The following is a 12,553-nucleotide window of genomic DNA, read 5'->3' as shown; positions in this document are numbered from 1 at the left end:
GGCCTCGCCCGGAGCGGCGGAAACGCGTTCCGCGGAACGCGGGGCGAGCCGCCGATCGGGCGGGCTCTACCCTGGTCGTCGTGAACTGGTCCGTCGATGCTCCGATCGACGTCCTCCCGGAGCTGCCGCCGCTGCCCGCGGACCTGCGCTCCGCGCTGGACGACGCGCTGTCCCGCCCCGCCGCCCAGCAGCCCGAGTGGCCCGACCCGTCGCAGGTCGGCGACGTCCGCAAGGTCCTGGAGTCCGTCCCGCCGGTGGTCCTGCCGCCGGAGGTCGACCGCCTGCAGTCCCGCCTCGCCGACGTCGCGAACGGCGAGGCGTTCCTGCTGCAGGGCGGGGACTGCGCCGAGACCTTCGTCGACAACACCGAGCCGCACATCCGCGCGACGATCCGCACGCTGCTGCAGATGGCCGTCGTGCTCACCTACGGCGCCTCGATGCCGGTGGTGAAGGTCGGCCGGATCGCCGGCCAGTACGCCAAGCCGCGCAGCTCCCCGGTCGACTCCTCCGGGCTGCCGTCCTACCGGGGCGACATCGTCAACGGCCTCGCGCCGGACCCGCAGGGCCGCATCCCGGACCCGTCGCGGATGGTGCGCGCCTACGCCAACGCCTCGGCCGCGATGAACCTCGTCCGCGCGCTGACCGCGACCGGCCTCGCGGACCTGTCGAAGGTCCACGACTGGAACAAGGACTTCGTCCGCACCTCCGCCGCGGGCGTGCGCTACGAGGCCGTCGCCGCCGAGATCGACCGCGCCGTCCGGTTCATGGACGCCTGCGGGGTGCGCGACCACAACCTGCACCAGGTCGAGTTCTACGCCAGCCACGAGGCGCTGCTGCTGGACTACGAGCGCGCCATGCTGCGCCTGGACCTGGAGCGTGACACCACCGACGGCGCCGCGCCGCGGCTCTACGACCTGTCCACGCACTTCCTCTGGATCGGCGAGCGGACCCGCCAGCTCGACGGCGCGCACGTCGCGCTGGCCGAGCTGCTGGCCAACCCGATCGGCATGAAGATCGGCCCGGGCACGACCCCGGAGCAGGCCGTCGAGTACGTCGAGCGGCTCGACCCGCACAACCGCCCGGGCCGGCTGTCGCTCATCTCGCGGATGGGCAACGACAAGGTCCGCGACGTGCTCCCGGCCATCGTGGAGAAGGTCACCGCCTCCGGGCACAAGGTCATCTGGCAGTGCGACCCGATGCACGGCAACACCCACGAGTCCTCCACCGGGTACAAGACCCGCCACTTCGACCGCATCGTCGACGAGGTGCAGGGCTTCTTCGAGGTGCACCGCTCGCTGGGCACCCACCCGGGCGGCATCCACGTCGAGGTGACCGGTGAGGACGTCACCGAGTGCCTCGGCGGTGCGCAGCGGATCTCCGACACCGACCTCGCCGGTCGCTACGAGACCGCCTGCGACCCGCGGCTGAACACCCAGCAGAGCCTGGAGCTGGCATTCCTGGTCGCGGAGATGCTGCGCGGCTGACCGCGTCCGGCCCGGGCCCGCCCGGGCCGGCGGGCGGGCCCGGCGCCTCAGGCGCCGGTACTCGCGCGGGCGACCAGGCGCGAGGGCAGCAGGGGAGCGGACGCGGCGTCGCCGTCGCCCGCGAGGACCGCGGTGAGCCGCTGTGCGGCGGCGCGGCCGAGCTCCTCGGCGGGCAGCGCCACGCTGGTCAGCGGCGGCGCCGTGACCTGCGAGTACGGCAGGTCGTCGAACCCGGCGACGGCCAGGTCGCCCGGCACCTCGATGCCGAGCCGGTGCGCGGCCGCGAGCACGCCGTAGGCCATCGTGTCCGCCGCCGCGACGACGGCGGTGGCCCCGGCCGCCCGCCAGCGCGGCAGGGCCTCGGCGCAGGCGTCGGCCGCCGAGTCCAGGGTCAGCCCGGCGCGCTCGTCGTCGTCCAGGACGGTCAGGCCGTGCTCGGCGGCGACGGTGCGCAGCAGGTCGCGGCGCACCGTGAACGTCGCCGACGGCGTGGTCCCGTCGAGGTAGGCCAGCGTGGTGTGCCCGGCCGCGGCCAGGTGCCCGACCAGCGCGCGCACGCCGGGACCGAGGTCGAAGGTGACCGTCGCGGCACGGCCCTCGAAGCCGGGGGCGTCCATCAGCACCAGCGGCGGGCCGCCGGGCTCGAGGTCGTCGAGGAACGTCGGCGACGGCGCGTGCACCAGCAGCCCGGCCGGGCGGAACGCGGCGACGCGGCGCACGTCGTCGGCGCCGGGCTGCTCGCCGCCCTCGATGACCGACAGCATGAGCTGGTGGCGGCTGCCCAGTGCCTCGCGGATGCCGGTGGTGACCCGCCCGAAGTAGGGGTTGGGCAGGTCGGGCGCGAGCAGCACGACGAGGTCGGTGGTACCGCGGGCCAGCGAGCTCGCCGCGTGGTCGACGACGTAGCCGAGCTCGTCGACGGCCGCGCGCACCCGCTCGGTGATCACCGCCGACACGCGCCCGCGGGACTTGCCGTTCACCACCAGCGACACGGTGGACACGCTCGTCCCCGCCCGCCGGGCCACCATCGCCGCGGTCACCCGCCGGCCCCCCGGACCTGCCATGCGCCGAGCCTACCCGGAGACGCCCGTCATCAAGCGCTTGACGTCATGCGCTTGACGGGTCACAGTGACCACGCCCGGGCACCCGGGCGGCGACCGACGACGGAGTGGGACACGCGAATGACGGAGAAGATCGTCCTGGACTGCGATCCGGGCCACGACGACGCGATCGCGATGCTGCTCGCGCACGGTGACCCGCGCGTCGAGCTGCTCGCGGTCACCACCGTCGTCGGGAACCAGACGCTGGCCAAGGTGACCCGCAACGCGCTGTCGGTCGCGACCCTGGCCGGCATCACCGGCGTCCCGTTCGCCGCCGGGGCCGACCGCCCGCTGCTGCGGGAGATCGCCGTGGCCGCCGACATCCACGGCGAGACCGGGCTCGACGGCCCGGAGCTGCCCGCCCCCGCCTTCGGCACCGACGACCGGCACGCCGTCGACCTCATCGTCGACACCGTGCTCGCCCACGAGCCCGGCACCGTCACCCTCGTCCCGACCGGCGGGCTCACCAACATCGCGCTGGCCGCGCGGCGGGCGCCCGAGATCGTCGGGCGGGTCAAGCGGGTCGTGCTGATGGGCGGCGGCGTCGCGGTCGGGAACCGCACGCCGGTCGCCGAGTTCAACATCGCCATCGACCCCGAGGCCGCCGCGATCGTGTTCGAGGCGGGCTGGGAGGTGGTCATGGTCGGTCTCGACCTGACCCACCAGGCGCTGGCCGGTCCCGAGGTGCGCCGCGCGATCCGCGCCGTCGGGACCGGCCCGGCCCGCTTCGTCGACGAGCTGCTGGACTTCTTCGCCGCGACCTACCGCGACGTGCAGGGCTTCGACGCCCCGCCGGTGCACGACCCCTGCGCCGTCGCGCACGTCATCGACCCCACGATCGTGCGGGCGTACGCGATGCCGATCGTCGTGGAGACCGCCGGGCGGTACACCACCGGCATGACCGTCGCCGACCGTCGCGGGCCCGCCCCCGAGGGCTGCCGCACGCACGCCGCCCTCGACCTCGACCACACCCGGTTCTGGGAGCTCGTCGTGGACGCCCTGCGCGCCATCGGCGACCCCCTCGCTGCAACGGAGCAGAGCGCATGAGCACCCCCGTCCCCGACCGCCGTCCGGTCCTCACCCTCGTCGTCGCGGTGCTGGCCGCCTGCGTCGCGTTCCAGCTCAACGCCTCGATGCTCAGCCCCGCGCTGGTCACGATGGCCCGCGAGCTGGGCACCGACGAGGCCGCCGTCGGCCTGTCGCAGACGATGTTCTTCACCCTCGCCGCGATGTTCTCGCTGTTCCTGCCGCGGCTGTCCGACATCGCCGGGCGGCGCCGCGTGCTGCTGGTGATGCTCGCCGTCATGCTGCTCGGCAGCGTCGTCGCCGCGCTGGCGGTGAACGTGCAGATGCTGTTCGCCGGGCGGATCCTGCAGGGCATCACCGGCCCGGTCGTCCCGATCTGCCTGCTCATGCTGCGCAGCGAGATCGCCGACCCGCGCCGCTACGGAGCCGTGCTCGGCCTGGTCACCGCCGTCAACGGCGGCGTCGCCGGCCTCGACGCGCTGCTCGGCGGCTGGCTGGCGACCCACCACGGGTTCCGCTCGATCTTCTGGGTGATCGCCGCGGTGACCGTGCTGTCGCTGGTGCTGGTGGCGGTGTGGGGCGTCGAGTCGCGTCCCTCGGACGGCACCCGGATGGACTGGCGCGGGGTCGTCCCGCTGGTCGTCGCGGTCGGGGCGCTGCTGCTGGCCTTCGACGAGGCCGCCGCGCTCGCCGACGCCCGCTGGGGCCTGGTCGGGCTCCACGCCCTGATCGCCGGCGCCGCGGCGGTCGTGTTCTGGCGGCTGCAGGGCCGCACCGAGCAGCCCCTCATCGCCCCGGCCGACCTGCGCCGCCGCGCCACCTGGGCCACGCTGGGCACCACGCTGCTGACCATGACCGGCGTGTTCGCCGTGGTCAACGGCCTGGTCGCCTCGCTGGCGCAGAACCCGTCCGCCGGGTTCGGTCTCGAGGCCGACGCCACCGCGCTCGCGCTGCTCGCCCCCTACGCCCTGGTCGGCTGGATCGTCGGGCCGTTCGCCGGGCGCCTCGCGCCGGTGCTGGGCTACCGGCTCGTGCTGCGGATCGGGCTGGCCGGCAGCGTCGTCGCGACGCTGGTGCTCGCGCTCGCGGGCGTGCAGTCGTTCACCGTGCTCGTGGTCGCGACCGTCCTGCTCGGGGCCACCTACGCCGGCATCGCCAACATCATGCTCAACGGCCTCGGCGTGCTGCTCTCCCCGGCCGCGCACCCCGGGATGCTGCCCGGGTTGAACGCGGGCGCGTTCAACCTGGGCGCCGGCATCAGCTTCGTCGTGCTGCCCGCGGTCCAGGTGGCCGTGGGCGGGGAGGCCCAGGCCGGCACCGCCGGCTACACCGCCGGGATGCTCGTCGGGGCGGTGTGCACCGCGGGCGCCCTCGCGCTGTCGCTGCTCATCCCGCGCCCGGCGGCCGCCGAGACCGGTCCGGCCGCCGCCCGCGACCTGCAGGACGCCCGGTGAGCCGGGTCCTGGTCGTCGGCTCGCTCAACGCCGACCTGGTGGTGCGCACCGAGCGCTTCCCCGGGGCGGGGGAGACGGTGGCCGGGTCCGACCTGGTCGTCGGCCCCGGCGGCAAGGGCGCCAACCAGGCGGTGGCCGCCGCCCGCCTCGGCGCGGCGGCCGGCGTCGCGGTGGAGATGGTCGGCGCGACCGGCGACGACGACCACGGCCGGACCGTGCGCGACGCGGTCGCCGCGGCCGGGGCCGGGGTCTCGCGGGTCGCGGTGCGTGCCGGAGCGGCCACCGGCACCGCGGTCATCACCGTGGACGCCGCCGGGGACAACACGATCGTCGTCTCGCCGGGGGCGAACGCCTCGCTGGCGGCCGCCGACCTGCCCTCCTTCGACGACGTCGCCGTGCTCACGCTGTCGCTGGAGATCCCGACGGCGACCGTGCTGGCCGCCGCCCGCGCCGCCCGCGCGGCCGGGACGACGGTGCTGCTCAACCTCTCGCCCTACGCCGAGGTGCCCGGCGAGCTGCTCGACGCCACCGACGTGCTGGTGGTCAACGAGCACGAGGCGGCGCTGCTGGGCGGGCACCCGGTGCCGCGCTCGGTCGTGACACGCGGGGCCGCGGGCTGCGAGGTCCGCGACGGCCGGGGCGCTACGGTGTCCACAGTGGAAGCGATGGCGGTGCGGCCGGTGGACACCACCGGCTCGGGGGACGCGTTCCTCGCCGCCGTCGCCGTGCGCCTCGCCGCCGGGGACGACCTGCTCGGCGCGGCCCGCTACGCCGTGCGCGCCGGGGCCCTCGCGGTCACCGTCGCCGGGGCGCAGCTGCCCGCCGTCGGCGACGACGAGCGCACCCGCTTCGGGCTCTGACCCACCCGATCACCGGTGTCCCCGGTCGGACCGCCATCCGGCCGGGGGCGCCGGGACCCACGGGCCCCGGCGCTCAGAGGACCGTGATCGTCACCGTCTCGCCGGGGTCGGTCGCGGTGCCCGAGCCCGGGTCCTGGGAGATGACCCGGCCGTCGCGGCGCCCGAACGGGAAGCTCCGCTCGACGTCGACGTCGAAGCCCTCCTGCCGCAGCAGCGACTCGGCCTCGTCGGCCCGCATCCCGATCACGAACGGGACCGCGGCCGGCCCGTCGGCGAACGGGTCCGGCACCGGCGGCGCGGCGGGCTCGGCGCCCTTGCTCAGCACCAGCGTGACCGGGGACCCGCCGGCGAGCCGCGTCCCGGCGGCCGGGTCGGTGCGCACCACGGCGCCCGCGGGCACGTCCGCGCTGAACTCCTCGGCCGAGGTCGAGCGCACCGGGGTCAGCCCGGCCCGGCGCACCGCGTCCTCGGCGGTGGCGACGGCGCTGCCCGGCGGCACCTGCGGCACCGTGGGCCTGCCGGTGGACACGACCAGGGTGACCGTGGTGCCGCGCAGCACCCGGGTCTGCGGGGCGGGGTCGACCTGCGCGACGCGGTCCGGCGCGACCTGGTCGTCGGCGCGTTCGGTGACGGTCGGGGTCAGGTCGGACTCGGCCACCAGCGCGGTGGCCTGCTCCCGGTCCAGGCCGGTGACCGCGGGCATGGTCGTCCAGCGGCCCGAGCCGAGCCACCACGCACCCGTGCCGGCGAGCGCCGCGAGCAGCACGAGCAGCACCATCCACAGCGCGAAGACGCGGCGGCCGCGGCGGCGGCGACCGGCCAGCTCCGCGCGGGTCATCGGCTCCGGCTCCCCGGCCGGGGTGACGGCGGTGCCGTGCGCGCCGTAGGGGCGCCCGCGGGTCGCGACCCGGGTGCCGCCGGGGCCCGGCGACTCGGCGCCCACCGGACGGTGCCGGTGCGGGCCCGCGGCGGGCAGGGTGACGCCGTCGTCGGGCGGGGGCGGGCCGGGCGGGCGCGGGGTGGCGGTGCGGGGCAGGCCGAGGCGGTCGGCCATCTCCAGCAGCTCGCGGCGGAAGTGCTCGGCGTCGACCGGGCGCTGCTCGGGGTCGCGGGCCGTCGCCCGGGCGACCAGCGCGTCGACCGCGGGCGGCAGCCCCGGCGCGAGCGCCGACGGCGGCGGCACGTCCTCGTTCACGTGCCGGTAGGCCACCGACAGCGGGTTGTCCGCGGTGTAGGGCGCCTGCCCGGTGAGCATCTCGTACAGCACGACGCCGGCGGCGTAGACGTCGCTGCGGCCGTCGGCGCGCCCGGACACGACCTGCTCGGGGGACAGGTAGGCCATCGTCCCCAGGATCATCCCGGCGTGGCTGACCCCGGCCTCCGCGGCCGCGGTGAGCAGCCCGAAGTCGGCGACCTTCACCTCGCCGCCGGAGGAGATCAGCACGTTCTCCGGCTTCACGTCGCGGTGCACCATGCCGAGCCGGTGCGCGCGGGCGAGCCCGGCCAGCACCGGTTCGAGCACCCGCACCGCGGCGGGCAGTCCGAGCGCGCCGCGGGCCCGCAGCACGTCGCGCAGGGTGCCGCCGTCGACCAGCTCCATGACGACGAACAGGCTCGCCTCGCCCAGCGGCCCGGCCGGCACCGCGCCCCGGTCGTAGACGGCGACGACGCACGGGTGGTCGATCCGCGCGGCGAGCCGGGCCTCGCGGTCGAACCGGGTGCGGAACGCGTGGTCCCCGGCCATCCGCGGGTCCATCACCTTGATCGCGACGGCGCGCTCGAGCCGGGTGTCGGTGCCGTGGTGCACCGTGGACATGCCGCCGCGGGCCAGTACCGGGCCGACCAGGTAGCGGCCGTCGAGCAGCACCGGGCCGGGGCCGTCGGGCGCGACCCGTCCGGCCCCACCCGGGGTGCCGGGCTGGACCGGTCCGGACGGTGCGCTCATCGCAGGCGAGGCTACTTCAGCGGCCCCCGGCGACCGCGCGGGTGGTCGCCGTACACGCCGGGTGCGCCCTCGGGTACGCCGTGCTGCGGCACGGGTGCGGTGTGGGACAGTGTCCGGCTGTGACCGAGTCCCTCCCCGCCGCGGTGACCGCGGAGACCCTGACCGTCTCCGAGGTCGCCGGGCGCCTGTCGATCCCCGCCTCCCGGGTGCACCAGCTCGTCCGCGACGGGCAGCTGCTCTCGTTCAAGAACGGGCACGACGTCGTCGTGCCCGCCCCGTTCCTCGACGCCGACGGCGTCGTCCGCGGCCTGGCCGGCACCATCGTGGTGCTGCGCGACGGCGGTTTCGACGACCGCGAGATCCTGACCTGGCTGTTCACCGAGGACACGTCGCTGTCGGGCACCCCGATCGCCGCGATCCGCCAGGGCCGGCACAAGGAGATCAAGCGCCGCGCCCAGGCGATGGCGTTCTGAGCGGGCGCCCGCTCAGCCCGCGGCCGGGCGGGTGACGCGCTCGCGCGCCACCTGCAGGCCGCGGGCGGTCAGCGCCCGCCCCAGCCGGGGCAGCGCCACGGCGGCCCGGCGCCGGTTCGGCACCGACACGCGGTGGCCCAGCACGTCGTAGCCGGCGTCGGCGATCTCGTCGAGGATCTCCGAGTACAGGACACGGGCCGCGCCGACGCAGGCCCGCGACACCGGCTCCAGCATCGCGATGCCGGGGTCCGCGCGCCGGTAGGTGGCACGCGTGCGGGCGACGAGGTGGGCCAGCGCCCGCCGGATCCGGGCGTCCGGGCGCCCCGTGCGCCGGCTCCACGCCAGCAGCTCGCGGTCCACGCCGAACGCGGCCAGCTCGTCGGCGGGCAGGTAGACGCGGCCGCGGTCGAGGTCCTCGCCCACGTCGCGCAGGAAGTTCGTGATCTGGAAGGCCACCCCGAGCAGCGCCGCGTGCGGCTCCGCCTCGGCCCGCGGCACGACGGTGCCGAGCACCGGCAGCGTCTGCAGCCCGATCACCGCGGCCGACCCGTGCACGTAGACGGCCAGCTCGGCGTCGGTGGCGTAGCCGGTGACGGTGAGGTCCATCCGCATCGACACCATGAAGTCGCGGAACAGCGCCGGGTCGAGGTCGTGGCGGCGCGCGGTCTCGGCGACGGCGAGCACCTCGGGCCGCGAGCCGGGCAGCGGGGCACCGGCCAGCGCGGCCTCCAGCTGGGCGTCCAGGGCGTCGAGCAGGGTGTGCGGGTCGCCGCCGCCGGCGCCGTCCGGGTCGTCGACGATCTCGTCGGCGTGGCGGGCGAAGCCGTAGAGGGCGTGGATGTCGACGCGGCGGGCGGGCGGCAGCAGCCGGGTCGCCAGGTAGTAGGTCCGGCCGTGCTCGGCGTGCAGGTCCCGGCAGGCGGCGTAGGCCGCGCGCAGCCGCGGGTCGGTCAGGCCGGCGGCGTCGAGCTCGGCGCGCACGGCCCGCTCAGCCGCGGGGGCGCGCACCGGTGCTCACCGCCCCGGCGGTGACGTCCGGGCCGCGGCGCGGGCCGCGCAGCCCCAGCGGGTCCGGACGCAGCAGCGAGACGGCCGCCAGCGCCCCGGCGAGCGCGCACGCCAGCAGGTAGTGCGGGACGTAGAGCGCGGTCTCGCCGTCGGGGAAGTACACGATCATCAGCCACACCGAGCCGGCGACCACCCACTGCAGCCCGCGGGCGCTCCACGGGGTCATGGCGAGCAGGCAGAAACCCCAGCTCAGGTACCACGGCAGGGTCGTGGGGGAGAGCACGGCGGCCAGCGCGAGCGCGATCGCGGCGTTGCGGACCGCGGCCGTCGCGTCGTCGCGGGCGCGCCACCACAGCAGCGCCGTCAGCACGGCGAGCAGACCGGCGCCGACCGCGCGGGACACGTCGACGAAGACCTGCGCGTCCACCTCGTCGGCGAACATCCGCGCCACCCCGGCGCCGGCCTGCCCGGCAGCGGTGGACACCGACAGCCAGTTGACGATCATCGACGGCGCGCTGAGCGCGGGCAGCCAGCCGAACCCGAGCCCGCTGACCCAGGTCGCGGCGCCGAACACGACGCCGAACACGGCCACCGACGGCGCCCCGGCGCGCACCAGCCGCGAGACGAACCCGCCGGACAGCTTCGCCGCCCACACCAGCACGAGGAACGGCAGCACGAGCCCGGCCGAGGCCTTCACCGCCATCGCCAGCGACGCCACCGCGACCGCCCACGCGAAGCGCCCGCGCAGGGCCAGCAGCGCGGCCAGCGGGAGCAGGCCGATGACCAGCAGGTCGTTGTGGATCCCGCCGACCAGGTGCACCACCGTCACCGGGTTCGCGACGGCCAGCCACAGCGCGACCGCGGGCCGCCCGCCCAGGCGCCGGGTCAGCGCGGGCAGCACCGCGACCAGCAGCAGGAGCCCGGTGACCAGGCTCAGCCGCATGAGCAGCACGCCGAGCAGCACGTTCGTCCCGGCGAGCAGGACCACGCCCTGGGCCAGCAGGATGAACAGCGGGCCGTAGGGGGCGGGGGTGTCCTGCCAGAAGAAGTGGACGTTGTCGGTGAAGACCCCGCCCATCGCGTCCGGGCCGACCACGTACGGGTCGAGGCCGTTGTTCGGCAGCGCGCCCTGGGCGAGGTAGCTGTAGGGGTCGCGGGTGAACAGCGGCACCGTGACCAGCATCGGCAGCATCCACACCGCCGCCGTCGTCAGCACGGCGCGCCCGCCGGCGCGGCGGGCGAGCACGGCGCGGCCCAGCCGCACCCAGGCCCACACCATCAGCGCCAGGCCGGTGTAGATCACGATCGTCGCGAGCATCGCGCCGTGGCCGTAGCGCCAGAACGACAGCGCCGAGTTGCCGATGACCGGGTCCCGCATCGGCACGCCACCGCCGCCGGGGGCGCCGAGGAACATCAGGACGGTCCCGGCCAGGCCCAGCAGCAGCACGCCGCGCGGCGGGGAGCCGAGCCGCTCGGCGAGCCCCGGGCGTCCGACGGCGGCCGGTCCGGGCCGCGGGCGGGCGCCCGCGCCGGTGTCCGGCGTCACCGGGTCCGGTGCCGCCGGGCGGGGGAGCGGGGGCGAGGGCTGCGCGGTCATCTCGGCCACGATGATTCCACGCGCCCCGCGGGCCGCCCTCAGTGACCCGAGCGCGACCCCGCGCCGTGCCCGGCGTGCGCGGCCGGGCGCGGGCCGGTGATCCGCTCGGCGGCCAGGCGCCCGGAGATCAGCACCGGCGGGATGCCGACCCCCGGGGTCGTCCCGCAGCCCGCGAGCACCGCGTTCGCGGTCCCGCGGACGAGGTTGCGGGGCCGGAACGGGCCGGTCTGGGCCAGCGTGTGCGACGCCGAGAACGGCGTGCCCGCGGCCATCCCGGCGCCCGCCCAGTCCCGCGGCGTCCACATCCGGGTCCAGCTCGGCCGGGCGCCGGCGTCGACGAGGCCGCGCTCGACGAGCGTGCCGAACAGCTCCTCGGCGTAGGCCGGGCCGACCCGCTCCCAGTCGATGCCCGGCGCCACCGCGGTGTTCGGGCACGGCGCGAGCACGCTCATCACCTCGCGCCCGCCGGGCTGCAGCGACGGGTCGGTCAGCCCGGGCCGGGTGACCAGCAGCGACGGGTCGCTCATCAGCCGCCCCTCGTCGATGATCTCGCGGAAGGTGCCCGCCCAGGACCCGCCGAAGGAGATCGTGTGGTGGTGCTGCGCGGTGCCCGGCGCGGGCGCGGGCATCCCCGCGTGCACGACGACCGCGCTGGGCGACCAGCGCAGCCCGACCGGGCGCCGCGGGGCCCGCCCGAGCAGCTCGTAGGCGGCCGGCAGCTCCGGGGTCAGCACGACCGCGTCGCACGGGGTCTCGGCGCCGTCGGTGCCGTCCGGGCCGGTGTGGCGCACCGCCCGCACCCGGTCGCCGGCGCGGACGAGGCCGGTGACGGTGCGGCCGTAGTGGATCTCCGCGCCCGCGTCGGCGGCGGCGCCGGCCAGCGCGGTGCCCATCATCCGCATGCCGCCACGCGGGAACCACACCCCGGCGATGGTGTCCATGTAGGCGATGACCCCGTACGCGCCGAGCGCGTCGCGGGGGGACACCCCGGCGTAGAGCGCCTGGAAGGAGAACACGCGCTGCAGCCGCTCGTCGGGCAGGAAGCGCTCGATGCGCCGCCCGAGCCTGCCGAATCCGCCCAGTGCGGCCAGCCGGGCCAGGTCCGGGCCGAGCAGCGACAGCGGCGAGTCCATGTTCGCGCCGATGAAGCTGTCCATCTCGGCGCGGTAGAGGTCGGTGAGCCAGCGGCGCAGCCGCCGGTACCCGGCCGCGGAGTCCGGCCCGCACTGCTGCCGGATCTCGTGCTCCATCGCCGCGGCGTCGGTGTGCACGGCGATCGCGGAGCCGTCGGCGAACTCGGCGCGGTAGGCCGGGTCGAGCCGGACCAGGTCGAGCCGGTCGGCGGTGGTCTCCCCGACGGCGGCGAACGCGTCGTCGAGCAGCTCCGGCATGGTCAGCACGGTCGGCCCGGTGTCCAGGGCGTGGGTGCCGTGCTCGTCGGTGACGTCGGCGCGCCCGGCCCGCCCGCCCGGGAAGGACTCGCGCTCGACCACCGTGACGCGGCGGCCCGCACCCAGCAGGTGCAGCGCCGTCGACAGCCCGGCCAGGCCGGCCCCCACGACGACGACGTGGTCGCTGCGCCCCTCGATCCGCCTGCTGCCCATGG

At 76.4% G+C, this 12,553-nt stretch carries 10 protein-coding genes; 5 read left to right on the top strand and 5 right to left on the bottom strand.

The genetic code is table 11. The annotated features are described in order from the left end of the window. The first annotated feature begins 80 nt into the window (after positions 1–80). Entirely contained in the window at positions 81–1,484 is a 1,404-nt protein-coding gene (locus tag WJX68_RS12655; protein WP_340290075.1) for a class II 3-deoxy-7-phosphoheptulonate synthase, read from the top strand. Positions 1,485–1,531: 47 nt separating this feature from the next. Here the strand turns inward: WJX68_RS12655 and WJX68_RS12650 are convergent, their stop codons facing one another. After that, a complete protein-coding gene (locus WJX68_RS12650; RefSeq protein ID WP_340290072.1) occupies positions 1,532–2,548 on the bottom strand; it encodes a LacI family DNA-binding transcriptional regulator in 1,017 nt (338 codons plus the stop codon). A gap of 117 nt (positions 2,549–2,665) precedes the next feature. Between WJX68_RS12650 and uriH the strand changes: the two genes are divergently transcribed. From uriH to WJX68_RS12635, 3 genes are read left to right on the top strand one after another with little or no spacing between them, the layout of a single operon-like run. After that, positions 2,666–3,631, top strand: a complete 966-nt coding sequence (gene uriH / locus WJX68_RS12645) for a uridine-preferring nucleoside hydrolase UriH (protein ID WP_340290069.1) — start codon at positions 2,666–2,668, stop codon at positions 3,629–3,631. Further along, positions 3,628–5,064, top strand: coding sequence for a uridine transporter UriT (gene uriT / locus WJX68_RS12640; RefSeq protein WP_340290066.1), 1,437 nt, complete (start codon positions 3,628–3,630; stop codon positions 5,062–5,064). Before uriH ends, uriT begins: the two co-directional genes overlap by 4 nt. After that, positions 5,061–5,924, top strand: coding sequence for a ribokinase (locus WJX68_RS12635; protein WP_340290063.1), 864 nt, complete (start codon positions 5,061–5,063; stop codon positions 5,922–5,924). Before uriT ends, WJX68_RS12635 begins: the two co-directional genes overlap by 4 nt. 73 nt (positions 5,925–5,997) lie before the next feature. Here the strand turns inward: WJX68_RS12635 and pknB are convergent, their stop codons facing one another. Next, positions 5,998–7,869 (bottom strand): Stk1 family PASTA domain-containing Ser/Thr kinase, encoded by a 1,872-nt coding sequence (gene pknB, locus WJX68_RS12630; protein WP_340290060.1) that lies wholly within the window; start codon positions 7,867–7,869, stop codon positions 5,998–6,000. A gap of 119 nt (positions 7,870–7,988) precedes the next feature. Here pknB and WJX68_RS12625 point away from each other — a divergent pair, with 119 nt between their 5' ends. Further along, positions 7,989–8,342, top strand: coding sequence for an Rv2175c family DNA-binding protein (locus tag WJX68_RS12625; RefSeq protein ID WP_340290057.1), 354 nt, complete (start codon positions 7,989–7,991; stop codon positions 8,340–8,342). Between the two features lie 12 nt (positions 8,343–8,354). Here WJX68_RS12625 and WJX68_RS12620 read toward each other — a convergent pair whose 3' ends face one another. The 3 genes from WJX68_RS12620 to crtI are packed head-to-tail and all read right to left on the bottom strand — an operon-like array spanning position 8,355 to position 12,551. Further along, positions 8,355–9,350, bottom strand: coding sequence for a phytoene/squalene synthase family protein (locus WJX68_RS12620; protein ID WP_340290054.1), 996 nt, complete (start codon positions 9,348–9,350; stop codon positions 8,355–8,357). Next, entirely contained in the window at positions 9,331–10,947 is a 1,617-nt protein-coding gene (mptB, locus tag WJX68_RS12615; protein ID WP_340290050.1) for a polyprenol phosphomannose-dependent alpha 1,6 mannosyltransferase MptB, read from the bottom strand. Before mptB ends, WJX68_RS12620 begins: the two co-directional genes overlap by 20 nt. A gap of 38 nt (positions 10,948–10,985) precedes the next feature. After that, positions 10,986–12,551, bottom strand: a complete 1,566-nt coding sequence (gene crtI, locus WJX68_RS12610; RefSeq protein WP_340290048.1) for a phytoene desaturase family protein — start codon at positions 12,549–12,551, stop codon at positions 10,986–10,988. Between the last annotated feature and the right edge of the window lie 2 nt (positions 12,552–12,553).

This window comes from Pseudonocardia spirodelae (genome assembly GCF_037727765.1).
In the GTDB taxonomy this organism is placed as follows: domain Bacteria; phylum Actinomycetota; class Actinomycetes; order Mycobacteriales; family Pseudonocardiaceae; genus Pseudonocardia; species Pseudonocardia spirodelae.
The sequence above is the reverse complement of the archived record's forward strand: the minus strand, read 5'-3'. Positions and strand labels throughout refer to the sequence as shown.